The organism is Mycetocola sp. Y171, from assembly GCF_056713165.1.
Genome location: NZ_JBWYGX010000001.1, coordinates 1,721,533 through 1,742,529 on the forward strand (window position 1 = coordinate 1,721,533; position 20,997 = coordinate 1,742,529).

The 20,997-nt window shown below is 67.3% G+C and carries 21 protein-coding genes and 1 pseudogene; 15 read left to right on the plus strand and 7 right to left on the minus strand.

The features are described from left to right. The first annotated feature begins 93 nt into the window (after positions 1 to 93). Positions 94 to 750 carry a transaldolase family protein gene (locus AC1M2K_RS08290; RefSeq protein ID WP_480240596.1) on the plus strand — a complete coding sequence of 219 codons (657 nt, stop codon included), beginning with the start codon at positions 94 to 96 and terminating at the stop codon, positions 748 to 750. Between the two features lie 15 nt (positions 751 to 765). Here AC1M2K_RS08290 and AC1M2K_RS08295 read toward each other — a convergent pair whose 3' ends face one another. The 4 genes from AC1M2K_RS08295 to AC1M2K_RS08310 form a co-directional block, all read right to left on the minus strand. Then, on the minus strand, positions 766 to 1,440 hold the full coding sequence (locus AC1M2K_RS08295; protein ID WP_480238510.1) for a FadR/GntR family transcriptional regulator: 675 nt from the start codon (positions 1,438 to 1,440) through the stop codon (positions 766 to 768). A 35-nt stretch (positions 1,441 to 1,475) separates the two neighbouring features. Then, positions 1,476 to 2,816, minus strand: a complete 1,341-nt coding sequence (locus AC1M2K_RS08300; RefSeq protein WP_480238509.1) for an MFS transporter — start codon at positions 2,814 to 2,816, stop codon at positions 1,476 to 1,478. 73 nt (positions 2,817 to 2,889) lie between these two features. Continuing rightward, positions 2,890 to 3,564 carry a LuxR C-terminal-related transcriptional regulator gene (locus AC1M2K_RS08305; RefSeq protein ID WP_480240597.1) on the minus strand — a complete coding sequence of 225 codons (675 nt, stop codon included), beginning with the start codon at positions 3,562 to 3,564 and terminating at the stop codon, positions 2,890 to 2,892. Then, positions 3,551 to 4,774, minus strand: a complete 1,224-nt coding sequence (locus tag AC1M2K_RS08310) for an ATP-binding protein (protein ID WP_480240598.1) — start codon at positions 4,772 to 4,774, stop codon at positions 3,551 to 3,553. The genes AC1M2K_RS08305 and AC1M2K_RS08310 overlap by 14 nt, the downstream gene beginning before the upstream one ends. Positions 4,775 to 4,888: 114 nt before the next feature. On the opposite strand from AC1M2K_RS08310, the gene AC1M2K_RS08315 reads away from it, so the two are divergent. From AC1M2K_RS08315 to AC1M2K_RS08355, 9 genes and pseudogenes are all read left to right on the plus strand, one after another. Continuing rightward, the gene (locus AC1M2K_RS08315; protein ID WP_480240599.1) at positions 4,889 to 6,376 is read left to right on the plus strand and encodes a PspC domain-containing protein; all 1,488 of its coding nucleotides are present in this window, start codon (positions 4,889 to 4,891) and stop codon (positions 6,374 to 6,376) included. Beyond that, positions 6,373 to 6,771, plus strand: a complete 399-nt coding sequence (locus AC1M2K_RS08320; RefSeq protein ID WP_480240600.1) for a hypothetical protein — start codon at positions 6,373 to 6,375, stop codon at positions 6,769 to 6,771. The genes AC1M2K_RS08315 and AC1M2K_RS08320 overlap by 4 nt, the downstream gene beginning before the upstream one ends. A gap of 250 nt (positions 6,772 to 7,021) precedes the next feature. Then, positions 7,022 to 8,893, plus strand: coding sequence for a molecular chaperone DnaK (dnaK, locus tag AC1M2K_RS08325; RefSeq protein WP_480238504.1), 1,872 nt, complete (start codon positions 7,022 to 7,024; stop codon positions 8,891 to 8,893). 2 nt (positions 8,894 to 8,895) lie between these two features. Further along, positions 8,896 to 9,522 (plus strand): nucleotide exchange factor GrpE, encoded by a 627-nt coding sequence (locus AC1M2K_RS08330; protein ID WP_480238503.1) that lies wholly within the window; start codon positions 8,896 to 8,898, stop codon positions 9,520 to 9,522. A gap of 5 nt (positions 9,523 to 9,527) precedes the next feature. Beyond that, on the plus strand, positions 9,528 to 10,517 hold the full coding sequence (locus AC1M2K_RS08335) for a DnaJ C-terminal domain-containing protein (RefSeq protein WP_480238502.1): 990 nt from the start codon (positions 9,528 to 9,530) through the stop codon (positions 10,515 to 10,517). 5 nt (positions 10,518 to 10,522) lie between these two features. Further along, a complete protein-coding gene (locus tag AC1M2K_RS08340) occupies positions 10,523 to 10,936 on the plus strand; it encodes a heat shock protein transcriptional repressor HspR (RefSeq protein WP_480238501.1) in 414 nt (137 codons plus the stop codon). Positions 10,937 to 11,152: 216 nt separating this feature from the next. Next, the gene (locus tag AC1M2K_RS08345) at positions 11,153 to 12,271 is read left to right on the plus strand and encodes a DUF2062 domain-containing protein (protein ID WP_480240601.1); all 1,119 of its coding nucleotides are present in this window, start codon (positions 11,153 to 11,155) and stop codon (positions 12,269 to 12,271) included. A gap of 4 nt (positions 12,272 to 12,275) precedes the next feature. Beyond that, positions 12,276 to 13,418 (plus strand): class I SAM-dependent methyltransferase, encoded by a 1,143-nt coding sequence (locus AC1M2K_RS08350; RefSeq protein ID WP_480240602.1) that lies wholly within the window; start codon positions 12,276 to 12,278, stop codon positions 13,416 to 13,418. Between the two features lie 9 nt (positions 13,419 to 13,427). Further along, positions 13,428 to 14,276 (plus strand): annotated as a pseudogene (locus AC1M2K_RS08355) (DUF817 domain-containing protein); the annotation flags it as partial. On the opposite strand, the gene AC1M2K_RS08360 reads toward AC1M2K_RS08355, so the two are convergent. Genes AC1M2K_RS08360 through fgd form a run of 3 tightly spaced genes read right to left on the minus strand, consistent with a single transcriptional unit; the run spans position 14,277 to position 16,741 of the window. After that, positions 14,277 to 14,921 carry an NADPH-dependent F420 reductase gene (locus tag AC1M2K_RS08360; RefSeq protein ID WP_480240603.1) on the minus strand — a complete coding sequence of 215 codons (645 nt, stop codon included), beginning with the start codon at positions 14,919 to 14,921 and terminating at the stop codon, positions 14,277 to 14,279. It abuts the pseudogene before it with no gap. Continuing rightward, positions 14,918 to 15,676, minus strand: coding sequence for an MBL fold metallo-hydrolase (locus AC1M2K_RS08365; RefSeq protein ID WP_480240604.1), 759 nt, complete (start codon positions 15,674 to 15,676; stop codon positions 14,918 to 14,920). The genes AC1M2K_RS08360 and AC1M2K_RS08365 overlap by 4 nt, the downstream gene beginning before the upstream one ends. 60 nt (positions 15,677 to 15,736) lie before the next feature. Next, positions 15,737 to 16,741, minus strand: a complete 1,005-nt coding sequence (gene fgd / locus AC1M2K_RS08370) for a glucose-6-phosphate dehydrogenase (coenzyme-F420) (protein WP_480238496.1) — start codon at positions 16,739 to 16,741, stop codon at positions 15,737 to 15,739. A 166-nt stretch (positions 16,742 to 16,907) separates the two neighbouring features. Between fgd and clpS the strand changes: the two genes are divergently transcribed. The 5 genes from clpS to AC1M2K_RS08395 all read left to right on the plus strand — a co-directional run bounded on the left by clpS (position 16,908) and on the right by AC1M2K_RS08395 (position 20,879). Further along, entirely contained in the window at positions 16,908 to 17,192 is a 285-nt protein-coding gene (clpS, locus tag AC1M2K_RS08375; protein WP_480240605.1) for an ATP-dependent Clp protease adapter ClpS, read from the plus strand. Then, a complete protein-coding gene (locus AC1M2K_RS08380) occupies positions 17,189 to 17,716 on the plus strand; it encodes a DUF2017 family protein (RefSeq protein ID WP_480238494.1) in 528 nt (175 codons plus the stop codon). The genes clpS and AC1M2K_RS08380 overlap by 4 nt, the downstream gene beginning before the upstream one ends. Positions 17,717 to 17,748: 32 nt before the next feature. Further along, positions 17,749 to 18,963: a glycosyltransferase gene (locus AC1M2K_RS08385; RefSeq protein WP_480240606.1), complete on the plus strand. Its 1,215-nt coding sequence runs from the start codon at positions 17,749 to 17,751 to the stop codon at positions 18,961 to 18,963. Between the two features lie 129 nt (positions 18,964 to 19,092). Then, the gene (locus AC1M2K_RS08390; protein WP_480238492.1) at positions 19,093 to 20,472 is read left to right on the plus strand and encodes an LLM class flavin-dependent oxidoreductase; all 1,380 of its coding nucleotides are present in this window, start codon (positions 19,093 to 19,095) and stop codon (positions 20,470 to 20,472) included. Positions 20,473 to 20,522: 50 nt separating this feature from the next. Beyond that, entirely contained in the window at positions 20,523 to 20,879 is a 357-nt protein-coding gene (locus AC1M2K_RS08395; protein ID WP_480240607.1) for a hypothetical protein, read from the plus strand. Positions 20,880 to 20,997: the final 118 nt, after the last annotated feature.

Genomic DNA, 20,997 nt, shown 5'->3' on the forward strand with positions numbered 1-20,997 from the left:
ATTAGCGGACAGGTGGGCCAGCCGCGTGGTTTTCCGGGGTGGGAACTTGGTACGCTTCCCGGACGAGATCCCCCGTGAACCGAAGGTGCTCCCATGCCAGCCGAACCCCGTTTCTACGCCGACAGCGCCGATGTCGATGCGGTCGCCGAGTTGCTCACCTCCGGATTCGTGCACGGTGTCACGACGAACCCGACCATTCTCGAACGCGGCGGGAAGAGCGTGAACGACATCCCCTCCCTCTACGCGCGGTGGGAGTCAGAGGGTGCGAAAGAGATCTTCTTCCAGACCTGGGGCGGGACGACCGCAGACATGCTCGCGAACGCCGACGACATCCTGGCCCTCGGTGACCTCGCCGTCGTGAAGGTGCCGGCGACACGGACCGGATTCGCCGCGGCATCCGAGCTGGTCAGAAACGGTGCTTCGGTGCTGATCACCGCCGTGTACTCACCGGCGCAGGCGCTCGCGTCAGCAACGATCGGCGCGCGCTACATCGCACCGTACCTCGGCCGGTTGAACGACTCTGGCAGGGACGGGCTCGCCGAGATCGCCGCGATGCAGGCTCTCGTCTCCGGCAGTGGCACAGACGTGCTCGCAGCGAGCCTGCGCAGCCCGTCGGACATCGTCGATCTGGCACTGCGCGACGTGCCCTGCTTCACCGCGGCGCCGCCAGTGCTGCTTGCCGCGTTCCAGCACGATGTCAGCGACTCCTCGGCCGTCGAGTTCGAGGCGGCGGTGGCGCGCGGGCTCTAGACCCGCTCACCCGGATCAGCCGACGGCATCCCTGAGCCACTGCTCCACACCGGAGATGTGCACGACGGTGAGCGCCTGCGCGAGTTCCGCGTCTCCGCGCTCGAGCGCGTCGACGATGGCCCTGTGCTCGGCAAGCGTTCGGTCCACCGAGTTCTTCTGGGTGAGTCCCCGCCAGATCCGTGCGCGCACCGTGTGACTCGACAGGGATTCGATCAGGCTGCCGAGATAGGCGTTCCCGGCCGTGGCGACGATTGCGCCGTGGAACTCGAGGTCGTGGGCGACGAGCCCCTCGACGTCAGTGGCGTTGTCGACGGAGTCGATCCTGGCGCGGAGCTCGGTGATGACGGCATCCGTCATGTGCCCGGTGGCGAGGGCGACAGCCGCCGGTTCGAGGATGCGGCGCACCGCGAACAGTTCGAGGATCGATGAGTCGTCGTGCAGGTCGACGACGAAGGACATCGCCTCGAGGAGGAGCCGGGGTTCCAGGCTCGTGACGTAGGTTCCGTCGCCACGACGGACATCGAGGACCCGGATCACCTCGAGCGCCTTGACCGCTTCGCGCATCGAACTGCGGGAGAGACCGAGGCGTTCGGAGAGCTCCTTCTCGGGCGGCAGCCTGTCGCCAGGACCGAGCTCGCCTGAGATGATCATCTCTTTGATCTTGAGAATTGCTTCGTCGGTGACCGCCATGCAGAGATCCTATCTTTCGGCAGGGCGTGAGGCCGCTATTTCAGGGATTGCTGCTTCGCCTGGACCGGGAGGAGCAGCAGAAGTCCGACGAAAATGACGAGGACGATACCGAGGATGCCCCAGTACTGTTCTCCGCCGACGGTCACGAAGAGGGCGAACGCGGTGGGGGCCAGGAACGAGACGGCTCGGCCCGTTGTGGCGTACAGACCGAACACCTCGCCCTCGCGACCGGCGGGTATGAGCCGTGCCAGGAACGACCGGGACGCCGACTGCGCAGGGCCGACGAAGAGGCAGAGGGCGAGACCGAAGGTCCAGAAAACGATCTGGCCGCCGTCGTGGAAGAAGAAGACGGCGAGACCGGCGATGACGAGGCCGATGAGGGATGCCATGATCACCGGCTTGGCGCCGAGCCTGTCGTCGAGAAGGCCGACGGTCATGGTCGAGATTCCCGCGACGACATTCGCGGCAATGGCGAAGACGATGACCTCGCCGGCCGAGAAGCCGAACGACCCGGCCGCGAGAACGCCGCCGAAGGTGAAGACGCCGGCGAGTCCGTCGCGGAACACCGCGCTGGCGAGCAGGAAGTAGACGGTCTGGCGGCTCTCGTCCCAGAGCTTCCTGATGTCGTTGAACAGTCGGCGGTATGAGGCGAAGAAGCCGATCTTCGCCCTGCGCGCGCCGACGCCCTCGTACTCGGGAACGGACAGGAGCACGGGGAGGGCGAAGACCCCGAACCAGATCGCCGAGATGAGCACGGTGACCCTGATGTCCATCCCGTTCTCGCCGGTGATCCCGAACAGTCCGACGTCGGGCTGGATGAAGCCGAAGTACACGATGAGCAGCAGGACGATGCCGCCGAGGTAGCCGAGTCCCCAGCCGATGCCTGATACGCGGCCGACCGTCTTCGGGGTGGAGACCTGGGCGAGCATGGCGTTGTAGTTGACACCGGCGAACTCGAAGAACACGTTGCCGGCGGCGACGAGGAACAGACCGAGCCAGAGGTATTCCTGCTCGGGTGCGACGAAGAACATGCATGCCGTGAGGGCGACGACGATGTAGGTGTTGACGGCGAGCCAGAACTTGCGTCGGCCGGAACTGTCCGACCGCTGCCCGGTGACCGGGGCGAGGACGGCGATGAGGAGGCCGGCGCCTGCGAGTGCCCAGCCGAGCTGAGCTGACACGACCGCCTCCCCACCGAACGCATCAGAGGTGAGGTAGACGGTGAAGACGAACGTGGTGACCACGGCGTTGAACGCAGCGGATCCCCAGTCCCAGAGCCCCCAGGCCAGGACCCGTTTCGGGCTGATCGCCTTCGGGGTCTCGGAGAGGGCAGGGGCGACGGTTGGCGGGTTGCCGTCGCTGGCATTCGTGCTCATGAGGTCAGGCTAGTGGCATCCGGGAAACCGGAGGTGAAGTTTCTGCCCGCAACACCTGCGCCGTGTCGACGCTTCAGAGCAGTTTTCGCTCGAGAGCCCATGCGGTCAGTTCGTGCCGCGACGACAGCTGGAGCTTGCGCAGCACGCTCGACACGTGGGTCTCTACGGTCTTCACGGAGATGAACAGGGCGCTGGCGACCTCCTTGTATGCGTAACCGCGGGCGATGAGGCGCATCACCTCCTGCTCGCGTGCGGACAACCGGTCGAGTTCGTCAGAAGCTTCAGCGGTCTCACCGGACACGGCGCCGAAGGCGTCGAGCACGAAACCGGCGAGCCGCGGCGAGAAGACGGCGTCACCGTCTGCGATCCGGTGGGCTGCATCGGACACGTCGGCACCCGATGCGCTCTTGGTGATGTAGCCACGGGCTCCGCTCCGGATGACGGTGACGACGTCGTCCGCGGCATCCGAGACGCTCAACGCGAGGAATTTGGTCTGCGGGGCCGCGGCTGCCGACCGTCGGATGACCTCGGCTCCGCCCCCACCTGCCCCTCCCGGCAGGTGGACATCGAGCAGGACGACCTGCGGCTGGGTAGCGGAGACGAGGGCGACGGCCTCGTCCACTGTCGCCGCTTCGCCGATGACACGGATGCTGTCGGCCAGGTCGGAACGCAGCCCTGAGCGGAAGATGGAGTGGTCGTCGACGATGACGACCGTGAGATCCGGCCTGGTCGGTTCAGCTGTCGACATGGTGCACTCCATCGGTCAGGGGGAGAAGAAGACGGACTTCGGTGCCTGTGCCGCCTGGGCCGGGGCGGAGCTCGGCGGTGCCGTCGATCCGTCGCATCCGTCCGAGGATCGACTCCCGCACGCCCATCCTGTCGTTCGGGATGTCGTCGAGGTTCAGGCCGGGGCCGCGGTCGGTGACGGTGAGTTCGACGCTCGTCGGCGAGGACTCGAGGTAGACCGAGACGGTTCCACCTGCGTGCCTGGCCGCGTTGAGCATGGCCTCCCTCGCCGCGCCGAGGAGCGCGTCTGGCACCGTGTCCGGGCTCTGCCCTGCGGACACGACGTCGATGTGCGCCGCGTACTCCTGCTCGATCACCGCGGCGATCCTGCGGAGTTCGTCGGCCAGGTTCACTGAGGCCCCTGGGGATCCGGCGAACAGCCAGTCGCGCAGTTCGCGTTCCTGGGCCCTGGCCAGCCGTGAGGCTTCACTGGCCGGGTCGGCCTTCTGTTGGATCAGGGCAAGGGTCTGGAGCACGGAGTCGTGCAAGTGTGCGGCGATCTCGGCGCGGTCGGCTTCGCGGACGCGGGCGGCACGCTCGTCGGCGAGGTCCCTGGTCAGCCGGACGAGCCACGGCGCGACGACGATGGCGACCCCGACGAGGACGGCGATGGCGGCGACGAACACGGTCCAGAGGTTCGGTTCCTCCCCGGTCACGAAGAACAGCAGGATCCCGAGGGCGACGAGCACGAGCGCACCGAGGGCGCGGACGAGCAGCGCGGAGGAGGAGGACGATCGCTGCCGGCGGAGGTCGTCGAACTGTCGCCAGGCCAGGCCGGCCCCTGCGAGCACGACGATGGTGGGGATGATGAATGCGAGCGGGACATCGACGCCCATTCGCGACGCCACGAGCGCGCCGCCGGCCGCCAGCAGGGCGAGCCCAAGCAGGATCTCCGTCACGGGGGCGGAGCGCCTGTCTTGCGGCGCGTCGATTGCGTCCGGTTGTTCCGCGGGGCGGGTGAGTGTCCTCTTCACCGGCTCGACGGCATCCGTCCTGGTCGGGGTCGTCGCCCACAGCCAGCCGTAGAGGAGGAATCCGGCGCCGCCGCACACCGCGAGGACGACCGTGGCGGTGCGGACGAGCGCGAGGGGAAGACCGGTGTGATCGGCGAACCCCGCGCAGACGCCACCGATGAGCCGCACCTGCGGGCGGGTCATCACGGGGGTATCCATATGAGCCATCCAAGCACCCTGACTGCGCGAATACAGCCGCCCCCGGCGCATCTCAGGGTGCGATCAGGGTGATACCCCATGGCAGCGGCCGCCCGGCCGCTCCACACTCGAAGCATGACGAACGCACCATCAAGCCCGGCAGGACCGTCGGCGACACCGCCAGGAGCGCAGTACTCCGGCTCATTCTTCGACTGGATCCGGGGACTCGGCCTCAGCCGCTCAGACGACCACTGGCTCGCCGGTGTGGCCGGCGGGATCGCGGCCCACACTCGGCTCGACCCGCTGATCATCCGCGGCGCCATCCTCGTCGTCGCGATCCTCGGTGGCCCCGTGCTCTTCCTCTACGCCGTCGCCTGGGCGCTCTTGCCCGACTCCAGAGGCCGGATCCACGTCGAGCAGGCGATCAAGGGCGTCTTCGAACCCGCCATGGTCGCCATCGGCGTGCTGATCGTGCTCACCTTCCTTCCCTTCATGCAGGGCGTCTGGTGGCGCGGGGTCCCCGACTGGTGGAACATGCCCGGCTGGCTCGAGGCCACCCTGCGCACCGGCTGGATCCTTGCTCTGGTCGCCGGCCTGATCTGGCTCACCGTCTACATCGCCCGCCGGGTGCCCCGGGCGCCGGTTCCTGCCGGCACCTCCCACGCGGAGTTCTGGACGCCGCAGCCGACAGATGCTCCGACTGCGGGCATGGCGGATGCCACTGCAGCCGCCGGCGCCGCCGGTGCTGCATCCACGGCAACCGGGTTCCCGGAGTCCCCATCGACGCCTGCGGATGCATCGCAACCCCTCACCGGCTCGTCCACCGCGGGCTCGTCGAGCTGGTACGCCACCCCGGCGGCGGCACACCACGGGTTCCCGAACCCCAGCGTGGCCGAAAGAGAAGCGCAGCGGCGTCAGCGCGACGCCGCCCGGGCCGAACAGCGCCGCGAACACGAGGAGCGCTATCGTCGACGCCAGCCAGGCGCCGCATACGTCTCGATCTCCCTCGGGCTCGCCGTCGTCGCCGGAGCGCTCGCGCCCCTGCTCTTCGGTTACCGGGAGTGGTCGAACGCGGCTCTCGTCCTCGGCCTGGGAACCGCCCTCGGCGTCCTCGCGGTCGCAACGATCATCGCCGGCATCCGGGGCAAGGAGAGCGGGGCGCTCGGCTTCTTCTCGGTCCTCGCCATCATCGCGATCCTGTTCGCCGGAGTCTTCCCCCGCGGCACGTCCGTGTCGGTGGTCGGAAACACCACCTGGATGGTCTCTGACGCACCTCAGGACGAATCGACAGGGTACGCCATGGTTGCCGGCGCACCCACGCTCGACCTCACCGGACTGGACGACCAGTCGGCGGACGTCGGGGGAACGGTGGATCTCTGGCTCGCCGCGGGCTCCCTCGACATCGTGCTCCCGGAGGACGTGCCCGTCATCATCGAGGTCAACGGCCTCGTCGCCGGGCTCAACTACGTCGATGAGGATGGCGACGACCACAGCCGCGGAGGCGTCTTCTACCGGGACGAGGTCCGCTACGGCCTCACCGCCTCGGACGACACGACGACCGTGAGGGTCTGGGTCGCCGCGGCCGGAGTGAACATCGATGACAGCGTGAGGAGCGGACGATGACCGACAACGACAACGACAACCGACCGACCGTGCCGATCGACCCGGCCGGAACGACGCGGCCGACGGAGCCGATCAGCCCGGACAGCCCGACCAGGCCGACGGAGCCGGTCAGCCCGACCGAGGACGCCACGGACCCGGCGTCCTGGTTCCGGACCGACTACACGGCTCCGGCGGCGACGCCCCCCGCGCCGGCCGCGGACCGCAAGCGGCTGCCCGCACGATTCGGGACGATCTTCTGGGGTGTGCTGCTGCTCGTGTTCGCGGGATTCATGGTCGCAAACGCGGTCGTGCCGTTCGTGCAGGACCCGGTGACCTGGCTGATCGCCGGCCTGATCGCCGCCGGCGCTGTTCTGGTGATCGCGGGGATCGCTGCCGCCGTTCGCCGAACCGAGTGACGGCATCCGCCGACTGACCTGAAACGAGCGGTCCCTGCGGGGGCCGCTCGTTTCGTCGCATCCGGATGTCCGGCAAAGTTGAGTCGGGCTGGCTCAAGATTCGCTGTGAGAAGTTGACAGGCTTCCACGCGCCGGTAAACTTGAGTCATCGCCGCTCAACTATGAGGGGCTTTCACGAACTTCGACTCCGGCCGCTTTTCAGGCCCCATTCGAATCAGACCGTACCCGGTCTCAAAGGAGATAGAAACACATGGCACGTGCAGTAGGAATCGACCTCGGAACCACCAACTCGGTCGTTGCCGTCCTCGAGGGTGGTGAGCCCACCGTCATTGCGAACGCCGAGGGCCTCCGCACCACCCCGTCGGTCGTCGCGTACACCAAGGACGGCGAGGTGCTCGTCGGTGAGACCGCCAAGCGCCAGGCCGTCACCAACGTCGACAGGACGATCGCATCAGTCAAGCGCCACATGGGCACCGACTGGACCTTCGCCGTCGATGACAAGAAGTACACCCCGCAGGAGATCTCGGCACGGATCCTCGCCAAGCTCAAGCGCGACGCCGAGCAGTACCTCGGCGACACGGTGACGGATGCCGTCGTGACGGTCCCCGCGTACTTCAACGACGCCGAGCGCCAGGCCACGAAGGAAGCCGGCGAGATCGCCGGACTCAACGTGCTCCGCATCATCAACGAGCCGACCGCTGCCGCACTCGCCTACGGCCTCGACAAGGGCAAGGAAGACGAGCTCATCCTGGTCTTCGACCTCGGTGGCGGAACCTTCGACGTCTCGCTGCTCGAAGTGGGCAAGGACGACGACTTCTCGACCATCCAGGTCCGCGCGACCGCCGGTGACAACCGCCTCGGTGGAGACGACTGGGACCAGCGCGTCGTCGAGCACCTGATCAAGCGCTTCAAGGAGACCACAGGCGTCGACGTCTCGAACGACAAGATCGCCAAGCAGCGTCTCAAGGAAGCCGCTGAGCAGGCCAAGAAGGAACTGTCTTCTGGCATGTCCACGTCGATCCAGCTCCCGTACCTCTCGCTCACCGAGAATGGTCCGGCCAACCTCGACGAGACGCTCACCCGCGCCCAGTTCGAGCAGATGACCAGCGACCTCCTCGACCGCACGAAGAAGCCGTTCCAGGACGTCATCCGTGAGGCCGGCATCAAGGTCGGCGACATCGCGCACGTCGTGCTCGTCGGCGGTTCCACCAGGATGCCCGCCGTCTCAGCGCTCGTGAAGGAAGAGACCGGTGGACAGGAGCCCAACAAGGGTGTCAACCCTGACGAGGTCGTCGCCGTCGGCGCCGCACTCCAGGCCGGTGTGCTGAAGGGCGAGCGCAAGGACGTCCTCCTCATCGACGTCACCCCGCTCTCCCTCGGCATCGAGACCAAGGGCGGCATCATGACCAAGCTCATCGAGCGCAACACGGCCATCCCCACCAAGCGCAGCGAGACCTTCACGACGGCGGACGACAACCAGCCGTCCGTCGCGATCCAGGTCTTCCAGGGTGAGCGTGAGTTCACCCGCGACAACAAGAACCTCGGAACGTTCGAGCTCACGGGCATCGCACCTGCGCCTCGCGGCATCCCGCAGGTCGAGGTCACCTTCGACATCGACGCCAACGGCATCGTGCACGTGTCCGCCAAGGACAAGGGCACGGGCAAGGAGCAGTCGATGACGATCACCGGCGGTTCCTCGCTGGCGAAGGAAGACATCGAGCGCATGGTGCGCGAGGCTGAAGAGCACGCTGCAGACGACAAGGCTCGCCGTGAGGCAGCCGAGACGCGCAACACGGCCGAGCAGCTCGCCTACTCGATCGACAAGCTCATCAAGGAGAACGACGACAAGCTGCCTGAGGACGTCAAGAGCGAGGTCCAGGGCGACGTCGACGCACTGAAGTCCGCCCTCGCCGGCGACGACGAGGCCGCGGTGAAGACCGCGTACGACAAGCTCAACGAGAGCCAGGTCAAGCTCGGCGAAGCGATCTACTCGCAGGCCCAGCAGGCGGAGTCGGCTCCGGCCGAAGGCGCTGAGCAGCCCACCGAGACGGCGTCCGATGAGGATGTCGTCGACGCCGAAGTCGTCGATGACGAGACCGAGACCGAGAGCGACAAGAAGTAAACATGACTGACAAGAACCCGACTCCAGACAACGGTGACGAGGTTCAGCCAGTGGACGAGGGGTCGGAAGCGCGAGCTTCCGACCCTGAGTCGCAGGTGGACTCCGAACTGCCCGAGACGACCGAAGACGAACTGACGGTCCAGGACATCCTCGACGCCGCGCAGGCCGACGGCCTCGACGAGGACCTCGGCGAGCGCGTCGCTGACGCAGATCCTGAGCACGAGCACCTCGTCGACCTCAAGCGTGTCACCGCCGAATACGCCAACTACCGCAGGCGCACCGAGGCGAACCGTGAGGTGGAGCGCGAGCGCGTCACCGGTGATGTCATCAAGCTGCTGCTGCCTGTGCTCGACGACCTCGACCGCGCTGAGAAGCACGGAGACCTCGAGGGCGACGCGCCGTTCGCGACCATCGCGGCGAAGCTGCGTGGGAGCGTCGAGAAGATCGGCCTCGTGCCGTTCGGCGCGAAGGGCGATGCGTTCGATCACAACGTCCACGAGGCTGTCTTCCAGCAGCCGTCGCCGGACGTCGAGGCTGCCACTGTGATCGATGTCGTCGAAACCGGCTACCTCGTCGGCTCGACTCTGCTTCGCGCGGCCAAGGTCGTCGTCGCGGTTCCCGCCGAGTAGACGCGATGGCAAGTCAGGACTGGTTCGACAAGGACTTCTACAAGATCCTCGGCGTCAAGAAGGATGTGACGCCGGAGGAGCTGAAGAAGACCTACCGCAAGCTCGCGCGCAAGTACCACCCCGACTCGAACGCGGGCGACGCCAAGGCTGAATCCCGGTTCAAGGAGGTCAGCGAGGCATACTCAGTGCTCAACGACCCCGAGCAGCGCAAGGAATACGACGCCGTGCGCGCGATGGGATCAGGAGCCCGCTTCACCGCCCCAGGCGGCGGCGGGGCATCCGGTGGCTTCGACGACGTCTTCGGCGGGATGTTCGGTGGCGGCGCACGCGGCACCAGCACCAGCTACCAGCAGGCCGACTTTGAAGACATCCTTGGCGGGATGTTCGGGCGCAGTGGGGGCTTCGGCCAGCCCACGGGCGGATACCGCGGGTTCGGCGGGCCGACGCCCGGCCGCGACGTCACAGCATCCACGACGATCGACTTCCTCACGGCGACCAAGGGTGAGCAGATCACCCTGCAGACCGCCGAAGGCCGCACGATCAAGGTCAACATCCCGGCCGGCGTCGCCGACGGGCAGAAGATCAAGTTGCGCGGCAAGGGGCACCCGTCTCCGGACGGCGGCCCTGCCGGCGACCTCGTTCTCACGGTCACCGTGCGCAAGCATCCTGTGTTCGAACGAGACGGGCTCAACCTGCGCGTGAACGTGCCTGTCACGTTCGTGGAGGCCACCCTCGGCGCCACGATCGAGGTGCCGACACTCGGCGGCGACCCCGTGAAACTGCGGGTCGCTCCTGGGACCCCCTCTGGCCGGATCCTTCGGGTCAAGGGCAGGGGCGTATCGACAGCGAAGGGCACCGGCGACCTGCTCGCGGTCGTCCAGGTCGCGGTCCCGTCGCACCTCAGCGCGGAAGCCAAGGCCGCTCTCGAGCACTTCCACGAGCTGGAACCGCACGAGAACCCACGCGAGGACCTCATCCACCGGGCGCGAGGATAACGAGGATGGACGAGAATTCGCCGATCTTCGCGATCGCGATGGCGGCCGAGCTGGCCGGAATGCATCCGCAGACCCTGCGGCAGTACGACCGGCTCGGCCTCGTCTCCCCGACGAGAACCGCGGGCAAGTCCCGCAGGTACTCGATGCGTGACGTCGCACAGTTGCGCGAAGTCGCCCGGCTGAGCGCGGAGGGCGTGAGCCTCGAGGGCATCAGTCGCATCCTCACCCTCGAAAACGAGGTGGCGGCGCTGGCCTCGCGCGTCCGCGAACTCGAGCATGCCCTCGCGAGCGAGCTGGTGAAGTCGCCCGGGCGCCGCGTGTTCGCGGCCGGATCGCAGGGTGACGTCGTTCCGCTGAAGAGCGGCACGCGCGCCCAGCGACGCACCGAGCTCGTGATCTGGCGGCCGTTCCAGCGCTAGCCGCGGCCGGCATCCCGGACCCGCTAAGCGTCGAGTGGGCCCGAAAGGTCGTTCGGACGCCGCGCGGGCAGCCGTTCAGGACCACTCGATTCTGCTGGCCGCCCTTTGGGGCCGACCGGCCGGGGTTTTCGGGCTGATCGGAGGCAAAATCCGACTGGGCCGACCGATTTGGCCGCGTGGGTTACGCGGATGCGAACGGGTCGTTAAGCTGGCGGCATGAGCGAGCACGAACAGCACGTTCCCGACAATCCTTCGACCCCAGGAAAGCAGCCGGGGCCTGACCCGACGGCACCGCAGCCGCCGGTGGAACCCCAGCCGCCCGCAGCGCCGGACGGCCCGCCGCCCGGATCACCGCTGGCCCCGCCTCCCGGCGCGCCGGCGCCTCCTGCCCCTGACTCGCCCGAGGCTCCGGCACCCGGGCCCATGCAGGCTCCCGCGTACCCGACCGCCGGATATCCGCAGCAACCCGGGTATCCGCAGCAACCCGGGTATCCGCAGCAACCCGGGTATCCGCAGCAACCGGGCCATGCACAGCAGCCGACTGCGTATCCGCACCAGCAGCAGGGCTATCTCCAGCAGGCGCCTGGGTACACCCAGCAGCAACCGGGATACGCACAACCGGGGTATCCGCAGCAGGCACCCATCGCGTACGCGCCAGGGCCGACGGTGCCCCGCCGTCCGCCGCTCGGCCCGCGTCAGAAGCGCGGTGCCATGATCGCCGGCGCCGTCTCCTTCACCCTGATGAGTCTCGGGTTCGCCCTGGTGATGATTCCACTGGCCATCGCGGCGTTCGGCGCATTCTTCGGAGCCTTGTTCGGCTGGATCGCCAGCCGTAACCCTGAGGACTTCTCCCAGGACGGCCTCGCCGGCCCTGACGTCGTCGAGCAGTTCGTCCGGGATGCCTGGTCGACGGCGGCTCCCTGGTTCATCGGGATGGTGATTCTCGGGGTGATCATCTGGGTCCTCGGCTACCTGTCCAGTATCTGGATTCTTCGCGGCCACACGGTGAACCGCCCGGTGGCCGTCACCTGGAGCGGACTCGGCATTGCGATCGTCGCCAACGGCTTCATCAGCGGCATCACTTCGCCTCTCCTCAACCTGGGGAATATGTTCACCCCGACCACGAATGTGCCTGAGGGCCTCGGCGACCCCGGCGGGCTGGATTCACTCTCCGACTTCGACTTCACCCCGCTGGTCACCGTTGCCGCTGTCGGCGGCATCGTCAGCCTCATCGTGAGCGCCCTGATCGGGCTGCTCAGCTGGTGGTGGATGGCGCACGCCTTCCGCGAGCGGCCCACGGGAGACACGTCAATGCAGGCGCCACCGATACCCTGATTCAGTGACAGACTTCCCGTTCGACCGGCTCCGCCGGTGGCCAGACGTGGAAGCACCGAACCTCCTCGCGTCAGACGCCACCGACCGGCTCCTCCTCGGCACCGCAGCAGAAGCGCTCGCTGCGTCCGCACCAGGCGACGTCGTCGTGATCGGCGACCGTTACGGGGCGCTGACGCTCGCTGCGGCGACGGCAGGAGCCACAGGCATCCGCGTGCACCAGGACGAGCTGTCCGGTGAGCGGGCACTCGCCGCGAATGCGGACAGCTTCGGGCTGACGGATGCATTCACGAGCGTGCCGCTCGAGGCATCCGCCCTCCGCGGGGCCAGGACCGTCCTGCTCCAGCTGCCCCGCTCACTGGACGCACTCGCCGAGATCAGCGAAGTGCTCGCGCTCACCGCGAGCCCGGACGTCGTGATCTTCGCCGGCGGCCGGGTCAAACACATGACCCACGCCATGAACGACGTGTTCGGACGATCCTTCGAGACAGTGGCAGCATCGCTGGCGCAGCAGAAATCACGGGTGCTCGTCGCGAGCGGACCTCGGCATGCGACGGGCGATCCGGCGTGGCCGGCCCGCGAGTTCCACGACGACCTCGGGCTGTGGGTGTGCGCGCATGGAGCCGCATTCGCCGGCACCAAGATCGACATCGGCACGCGGTTCCTTCTCGGCTTCCTCGACTCTCTGCCCGCCGCCAGGGAGGCCATCGACCTCGGCTGCGGCACCGGGGTCCTCGCCACCGCCGTCGCCCGCGCCCACCCGGACATTCTCGTCACCGCCACCGATCAGTCGGCGGCCGCCGTGGCATCCGCACGCCAGACCGCCCTCGCGAACGGCGTGGCCGACCGGGTGAGTGTCGTGCGGGATGACGCTCTGTCCGCGTGGGCGGACGCCTCCGCCGAGCTCATCCTGCTGAATCCTCCGTTCCACGTCGGAGCGACCGTGCACGCCGGCATCGCGGAGAAGCTGTTCCAGGATGCGGCTCGCGTGCTGAAACCGGGAGGCGAACTGTGGACAGTGTGGAACTCCCACCTCGGCTACCGCCAGACGCTCGAACGGCTTCTCGGGCCCACCCGCCAGCTCGGGCGGAACTCCAAGTTCACCGTGACCGTCTCCGTGAGGCGCCGGGCGGAGGACGCCCGCGGGTAGGTTGGACCAATGGCTCGCAGGTTCACGTCGGTCGAACAGCTGATCGACGATGCCGCGCATCGCCTGCTCGATACGGCGCCGACGGACGGCATCCGCTCCAAACTCGTCGAATTCCTGGTCTTCGGAGCGAAACAGGCGTGGGCGTGCGCGTTCGGTGCAGCGCTCCTGGTCGTCATCGTCGCGGCACGGCTGTGGTACCCGGATGACGCGGCGCTCGCCCGCAACGACGCCCTGACCCTCGCCGCCATCGCGATCCAGATCGTCATGGTCGCCGCGAAACTCGAGACCCTGCGGGAACTGCGGGTGATCACCCTCTTCCACGTCGTCGGCACGGTGATGGAACTGTTCAAGACCGACGTCGGATCATGGATGTACGAGGCGGAGGGCATCCTGCGCATCGGCGGAGTGCCCCTGTTCAGCGGGTTCATGTACGCGGCGGTCGGGTCGTACATGGTCCGCGTCTACCGGCTGTTCGACCTGCGCTTCGACCGCTACCCGCGGCGCTGGATCACCGCCATCGTCGCCTCGGCGATCTACCTCAACTTCTTCACGCAGCACTACATCGTCGACCTCCGCTGGCTGCTGCTCGCCGCGGTGATCGTCGTGTACCTGCGGACCGTGATGCACTTCCGCATCTTCCGGCGCACGTTCCGGATGCCGTTGCTCATCGCTTTCGCGCTCGTCGCGATCTTCATCTGGCTGGCCGAGAACATCGGGACGTGGGCGGGCGCCTGGCTCTACCCGGACCAGCTCGATGGCTGGAGCCTCGTCAGTGCCGCGAAACTCGTCTCGTGGTTCCTGCTGATGATCATCTCGGTCGTGCTGGTGGCGTGGGTCTACAAACCACGCCCGCCGGACTCAGTGCCCGCCGGGCCGCTGGGCCTGGGCGATGTCGATCTCGAGCTCCTCGCGGTCGCGCCGCGGCCCGTAGGCGGCCGTTCCGACCTGGATGCGCCAGCTCTCCGCGAGTCCGCCGATGTCGAGCACGTCGAATCCGATCGCGTCGATGAAGGCGCCCACGGTGACCTTGGCAGCCGCGTCCTCCCCGGCGACGATGAGGGCCCGCCGTTCAGCGGTCCCCGCTGACTGGGCGTCGTCGGTGATGGCCGACGCGTAGATGTGATTGAACGCCTTCACGATCCTGGCGTCGGTGAAATGCGCCTGCACCAGTTCGGAGACCGTCGTCTGCTCCTCGTCGAGCGCCGCGATGCGTCCGTCCCGCTGAGGGTAGTAGTTGCTCGTGTCGATGACGACCTTGCCGGCGAGGAGGTCGGCAGGCAGGTTCTCGATCTCCCTGAGCGGGATCGCGACGGCGACGAGGTCGGCCGCCGCGGCATCCGCTGTCGTCCCTGCTGTCGCCCGTTCACCGAGTTCGAGGATGAGCTCGGTGAGGGACTCTGGTCCGCGGGAATTCGAGACGATCACGTCGTAGCCGTGCGAGACGGCGGCGCGTGCGAGCTGGGAGCCGATGTGGCCTGACCCGATGAGTCCAAGAGTTGTCATGCTGAGTGGAAGCCCTTCTGCGTCGGGTTTGTTCCCTCAGCGGCGGAGTCTATGGCGTCGAGATACGCGAGCTGTGCTTCGACCGAGTACTCGGCGGCGAAGCGGAGTGGAGGGTCGATGTCGGCGTAGACGATGTCAGTCACCGCAGCGACCGTGGCATCTGCGCCGAGCCGCACACGCGCCGACCGCACGTCGTCGAGACGTGAGCGCCGGTGGGCGAGGTACTCGTCGCAGGCTGCCTCGAGATCGGGGAGCATCGGCCCGTGAGCGGGGAGCACTGTCAGGGGTCCGAGTGAACGGAGCCTCTCGAGCGACGACAGGTACGCCGCGAGGTCGCCGTCGCCGCGCGCGATCACCGTCGAGCCGTGCCCCAGGATCGTGTCACCGGTGAGAATCGACCCGTGAGGTCCATCCCCGCCGATGACGAAGCAGACCGAATCGGCCGAGTGACCGGGAGTCGTAACGACGCGGATGCTCGTGCCCGCTGCCGCGATGACCTCCCCGTCGAGAAGCGGCGCACCAGCGATGCAGAACGCCGGATCGAACGCACGGACAGGAGCCCCTGTGAGTCGGTGGAGCTCAGCGCTGCCACCCGTGTGATCGGGATGGTGATGCGTGATCAGGATCAGGTCGATCCTGCCCGCGGCCGCCAACCGACCGACATGCCCGGCATTGCCCGGTCCGGGATCGACGATCACGATGCCGCCCGATTCCCGGGCGCCGACCAGATAGCTGTTCGTGCCGTCCAGGGTCATCGGCCCCGGATTCGGTGCCCGTATGGCCCTGGTCAGCGGAGTGTTCTCCCCGAGCATTCCCTAGCCGAGCTCGCGGAGCCGCGGGGCGAGGTCACGCTCGAAGAGGTCGAGGAACCGCTTCTGGTCGCCGCCGGGGCCGTGGAAGACGAGGTGGTTCAGGCCGGCGTCGATGTACGGCTTGATCAGCGAGACGGCTTCGTCGGGGTCGGAGGAGACGATCCAGCGCTTGGCGACCTGTTCGATCGGGAGGGCGTCAGCCGCCGCCTCCATCTCGATCGGATCCTCGATGGAGTGCTTCTGCTCAGGCGTGAGCGAGAGCGGGGCCCAGAAGCGGGTGTTCTCGAGCGCGACATCGCGGTCCGTGTCGTAGGAGATCTTGATCTCGATCATCTTGTCGATCTCGTCGGCATCGCGGCCGGCTTTCGCTGCGCCCTCGGCGACAGCGGGGAGGAGTTTGTCGGTGTACAGCTCCATGCCCTTGCCGGACGTGCAGATGAAGCCGTCACCGGCGCGACCGGCGTACCTGGCGACGACGGGGCCGCCCGCCGCCACGTAGACGGGCACGCCGCCGTCCGGCACGTCGTAGATCGACGCACCGCGGGTCGTGTAGTACTCGCCGTCGAAGTCGACACGGTCGCCGACCCAGAGCTGGCGCATGAGGTCGACGGCTTCACGCAGGCGGGCGAAACGTTCCTTGAACTCGGGCCACTCGCCCTGGTAGCCGGTCGCGATCTCGTTCAGGGCCTCGCCGGTGCCGACGCCGAGGAAGACGCGGTCAGGGTAGAGGCAGCCCATGGTGGCGAAGGCCTGCGCGACGACGGCCGGGTTGTACCGGAAGGTCGGCGTCATCACCGATGTCCCGATGCTGATGCGCTCGGTACGCTCACCGACCGCGGTCATCCACGCGAGGGAGAAGGGCGCGTGGCCGCCGTTGTGTCGCCACGGCTGGAAGTGGTCGCTCACGGTGACGCTGTCGAATCCGTGCTCCTCGGCCATGACGCCGATCTCGACGAGGTCGCGCGGGCCGAACTGCTCCGCCGACGCCTTTACTCCAAGTTTCAACACGTTCACTCCCGTCGTCGATGGGCGCGATGCCCTTCTGACGACAATACGCAACGACCGGGGAACGCCGCTGACGATTGTGATCCTCCGGCCCCGGCGACGGGGCCTCGGAGGGGCGCGCCCCATCCGCGGGCTGTGCTTTGGACGCGTCGAGTGCAAAGCTGGGAGCGTGCCGCAACTAGACCACCGCCAGGACCTCGCCGAGTCGCTCACGCTCGGAACGCCGTGGAACGCTGTGGTGTGGGATGACCCGGTGAACCTGATGACCTACGTTTCCTGGGTGTTCCGCAGCTATTTCGGGTTCAACCAGGCGCGTGCCGACGAACTCATGCTCCAGGTTCACAACTCGGGCAGGGCCGTCGTGGCGACGGGGAGTCGCGAGGAGATGGAACGCCACGTGGTTGCGATGCACGGCTACGGATTGCTGTCGACGCTGGTCAAGGTGCCCGAATGAGAGCGTTCGACGCACTCTCCGGTGGAGACCTCCTTGCCGAGTTCGAAGTGCAGGAGGTCGTCGTCTTCACCGACCTCGTGCAGCAGATCATCGGACTGCTCGAGCGGGTGAAGGAAGGCGAGGCGAACGTCGACCCCGGCGTGCTGGCCCGTCTGTTCCCGGATGCATACGCAGACGATCCGGAGGCGGCAGACGAGTTCCGCCGGTTCACCCTCGACGACCTCATCGACCGCAAGATCGAGAACGCCAGGGGCGTCCTCGTCTCGTTCGACAACGCCGAGACCCTCCGGACGGGCGACGGAGAGGTGCGCACCGTGCAGCTCGACCGCGAGTACGCGATGTACTGGCTCGGAACGCTCACGGACCTGAGGCTCGTCCTGGCCACGAGTCTCGGTATCGCCACGGGAACCGAGCCGGACGTCGACTCGGACAACGACTACGTCGAGAGCCTGTACGACTGGTTCGGTTTCGCGCAGGGGTCGCTGCTCGAGGCGCTGGAAGAGGTCGAGGGCATCAGCGGCTGACCGCAGGGTTGCCCGGCTACGCTTGTTGGACCATGCACATTCTGATGTTCAGCGACCAGCACGCGGATTCCCTCGGCGGAGTGCAGGTCTCACTCAGACTGCAGAAGCGTTTCCTCGAGAAGGCCGGGCACACGGTGACGGTCTGTGCCCCGAAGATGCACCGCGAGCATCCCGGTGACCCGGACTATGTCGACACGCCGTCCGCGCCGATCACCCTCGACCGCGAATACTCGATGACTCTCGTCTCCCGCCGCACCGACCGCTTTCTCGACGCGGCACTTGCCACGCGACCGCCGGTCGACATCGTCCATGTGCAGGCCGACTACTGGGGCGCGATGCTCGGATACCGCTATGCCGCGAGGCACGGCATCCGCACCGTGCACACGTTTCACAACCACATGGAGTTCGGGATCGAGCAGGTCGTCCCGTTCCCCCGGCTGGCGGTGCGCGGGCTGCTCTGGTGGCAGCACCGGGTGCTCAAGCCGACGCGGTCCCGCCTCGCCCCCAGCGCGTGGTCATTCCTCAACGAACTCGCCGTTCGCGCGGATGCCTCGACGGCGCCGAGCGGGCACTTCGCGTCGCTGCTGGAACGGAAGGGCGTCGCCGCGGACGTCGACGTGATCTGGACAGGGGCGGACGACGCCGTGGTCGAAGAGGTGCTCGCCGATGCCGTGCCGAGGCAGCGATCCCGGCCGCTGTTCGTCTGGATGGGGAGAATGAGCGCGGAGAAGCGAATCCTCGAATATCTCGAGGCGATTCGGGTGGCCGACGTGGACGCCGAGTTCCGGCTGTACGGTGCAGGCCTGCTGCTGTCGAAGGCCCAGGCGTTCGTGCGCGACCACGGCCTCGTCGGCCGGGTCCGGTTCGCGGGCAAGGTGCCGTACCGGGATGCCCTCACGGCGATCGCCTCAGCCGACGCCCTCGTGCAGACGTCGATCGGCTTCGAAACCCAGGGCATGACCGTGTTCGAAGCTGCCGCGCTCGGAACACCGTCGATCGTGAGCGACCCGAACATCGCCGGGGAACTCCCGAAGGGCACTTACTGGCAGCCGGACGACGGGTCGGTGGCGGCGCTCGCCGAGGCAATCCGTCGCGTGGCCGCCGACGTGGCATCCGGAACGAAACTGGTGGTGGAGCCGCAGACCAGCCAGGAGTTCAGGCAGAGCTATCAGACGGCCCGCATGATCGACGTGTACGAGCGGGTGCTCGCCGGTCCGCCCGCACGCTCACCAGGAACCGCCCGCTGAAATCGGGCGCTTGCTCCTGTCGAGCGTCGCGCGCGAGCAGTTCGTTCTGTCGAGCGCGCCCCGGGCGTTCTGTGACGCCGTGTGTCGGCCCGGCCAGCGCGAAAGCCGGATTCCCCGCACGATGGGACGATGGCCCGTCACATTCGCTTCAATGCCTTCGACATGAACTGCGTCGCCCACCAGTCCCCAGGGCTCTGGCGCCACCCGGACGACCAGTCGCACCGGTACACCGACCTCAGCTACTGGACCGAACTGGCCCAGCTGCTCGAGCGCGGTAAGTTCGACGGGCTGTTCATCGCCGACGTGCTCGGTACCTACGACGTCTATGGCGGCAGCAACGAAGCCGCGCTGCGCAACGGCGCGCAGGTCCCGGTGAGCGACCCCCTGCTGCTCGTCTCGGCCATGGCGGCCGTGACGAAGAACCTCGGCTTCGGGATCACCGCAGGAACGGCCTACGAGCACCCGTACCCGTTCGCACGGCGACTCTCCACACTCGACCACCTCACCAAGGGTCGTATCGGCTGGAACGTGGTCACCGGTTACCTGCCCAGTGCCGCCCGCAACATGGGTCACGACGACCAGGTCGAACACGACGAGCGATACAACATCGCCGACGAATACCTCGAGGTGCTCTACAAGCTCTGGGAGGGTTCGTGGGAGGACGACGCCGTCGTCCGTGACCGCGAGACGGGGATCTTCACCGACCCGGCCAAGGTGCACGAGATCGGGCACGCTGGGAAGAACTTCACCGTGCCGGGCATCCACCTGTCCGAACCGTCCCCGCAGCGCACCCCGGTGATCTTCCAGGCCGGCGCCTCAGGGCGTGGCATCCAGTTCGCCGCAGAGAACGCCGAGGCCATCTTCGTCGGATCGCCGACGAAGGCCGTTCTGAAGTCGACGGTGTCGAAGATCCGGGATGCCCTCGAAGCGGCTGGCCGCGACCGGTACTCCGCGAAGATCTACCAGCTCGTCACGATCATCACCGATGAGACGCCCGAGAAGGCCCAGGCCAAGCACGAGGACTACCAGCAGTACGCCAGCGCTGAAGGCGCCCTCGTCTTCATGTCCGGGTGGATGGGAGTCGACCTGTCCCAGTACGACCTCGACGACCCGATCGGCGACGTGAAGAGCAACGCCATCCAGTCGGCGGTCGCAAACTTCCAGGCGGCATCCGAAGACGGCAGCGAGTGGACGGTCCGTGACATCGCGAACTGGGCCGGAATCGGCGGCCTCGGGACCCGGATCGTCGGTTCGGGGGCCGAAGTGGCCGACCAGCTGCAGTCGTGGGTGGACGAGACCGACGTCGACGGATTCAATCTCGCCTATGCGATCACGCCGGGCACGTTCGAGGACATCGTCGAGTTCGTCGTTCCCGAGCTCCAGAAGCGCGACGCCTACCCGAGCGACTACGAGCCGGGAAGCCTTCGCAACAAGCTCCACGGGCGCGGCGACCATCTCCCGGCCGAGCATCGCGGCGCCGGCTTCAAGGTCAGTCCGACCCTCGCCTGATCGTCTGTCAAGGGTCTTGCCGTCGATATCCCCGCGCGTAGCGTCGGGGTATGAACGAAGAACGAGACATCGAAGACCAGGTGAAGATCACCGACGCTGACGGAGAAGTCAGCACGGCCGATCGCACGGGGCCTGTCACCACCGGCTCCGAATCCGTCGACGCCACGAGCGAGAACGTGGGCGTGCTGGGCGACGTCGCCCACCCGTTCGACCAGACCAACGGCATCCTCGACGATTTCGACGAGACGCACCCCGGGAATGTCACAGGCGAGTCGCCCAGCGAGTTCGCCGCAGCGGCGACGCCGGAAGGGGCCGAGGCACCGAGCGCGGACCGTTCCGACGACACGTATATCGACAACGACACGCCCGTCATTCCACCGCCAGGGCCACCCGCGGGCGATAATTGAAAGGTTGCGGCTCAGACCGCATTTGCGCAAAACGACCCGCTTTCCCAGTGCCCCCTGGGAAAGCGGGTCGTTGTTTTGCGTTCGGACGGGTCCGATTTTGCAGTCAGTGTAGTCCTGC

What these genes read in the sequence shown, in the direction of transcription:
- AC1M2K_RS08290 (WP_480240596.1), top strand. Translation starts at nt 94, where the DNA reads ATGCCAGCCGAACCCCGTTTCTACGCCGACAGCGCCGATGTCGATGCG.
- AC1M2K_RS08295 (WP_480238510.1), bottom strand. Translation starts at nt 1,440, where the DNA reads ATGGCGGTCACCGACGAAGCAATTCTCAAGATCAAAGAGATGATCATC.
- AC1M2K_RS08300 (WP_480238509.1), bottom strand. Translation starts at nt 2,816, where the DNA reads ATGAGCACGAATGCCAGCGACGGCAACCCGCCAACCGTCGCCCCTGCC.
- AC1M2K_RS08305 (WP_480240597.1), bottom strand. Translation starts at nt 3,564, where the DNA reads ATGTCGACAGCTGAACCGACCAGGCCGGATCTCACGGTCGTCATCGTC.
- AC1M2K_RS08310 (WP_480240598.1), bottom strand. Translation starts at nt 4,774, where the DNA reads ATGGATACCCCCGTGATGACCCGCCCGCAGGTGCGGCTCATCGGTGGC.
- AC1M2K_RS08315 (WP_480240599.1), top strand. Translation starts at nt 4,889, where the DNA reads ATGACGAACGCACCATCAAGCCCGGCAGGACCGTCGGCGACACCGCCA.
- AC1M2K_RS08320 (WP_480240600.1), top strand. Translation starts at nt 6,373, where the DNA reads ATGACCGACAACGACAACGACAACCGACCGACCGTGCCGATCGACCCG.
- dnaK (WP_480238504.1), top strand. Translation starts at nt 7,022, where the DNA reads ATGGCACGTGCAGTAGGAATCGACCTCGGAACCACCAACTCGGTCGTT.
- AC1M2K_RS08330 (WP_480238503.1), top strand. Translation starts at nt 8,896, where the DNA reads ATGACTGACAAGAACCCGACTCCAGACAACGGTGACGAGGTTCAGCCA.
- AC1M2K_RS08335 (WP_480238502.1), top strand. Translation starts at nt 9,528, where the DNA reads ATGGCAAGTCAGGACTGGTTCGACAAGGACTTCTACAAGATCCTCGGC.
- AC1M2K_RS08340 (WP_480238501.1), top strand. Translation starts at nt 10,523, where the DNA reads ATGGACGAGAATTCGCCGATCTTCGCGATCGCGATGGCGGCCGAGCTG.
- AC1M2K_RS08345 (WP_480240601.1), top strand. Translation starts at nt 11,153, where the DNA reads ATGAGCGAGCACGAACAGCACGTTCCCGACAATCCTTCGACCCCAGGA.
- AC1M2K_RS08360 (WP_480240603.1), bottom strand. Translation starts at nt 14,921, where the DNA reads ATGACAACTCTTGGACTCATCGGGTCAGGCCACATCGGCTCCCAGCTC.
- AC1M2K_RS08365 (WP_480240604.1), bottom strand. Translation starts at nt 15,676, where the DNA reads ATGACCCTGGACGGCACGAACAGCTATCTGGTCGGCGCCCGGGAATCG.
- AC1M2K_RS08380 (WP_480238494.1), top strand. Translation starts at nt 17,189, where the DNA reads ATGAGAGCGTTCGACGCACTCTCCGGTGGAGACCTCCTTGCCGAGTTC.
- AC1M2K_RS08385 (WP_480240606.1), top strand. Translation starts at nt 17,749, where the DNA reads ATGCACATTCTGATGTTCAGCGACCAGCACGCGGATTCCCTCGGCGGA.
- AC1M2K_RS08390 (WP_480238492.1), top strand. Translation starts at nt 19,093, where the DNA reads ATGGCCCGTCACATTCGCTTCAATGCCTTCGACATGAACTGCGTCGCC.
- AC1M2K_RS08395 (WP_480240607.1), top strand. Translation starts at nt 20,523, where the DNA reads ATGAACGAAGAACGAGACATCGAAGACCAGGTGAAGATCACCGACGCT.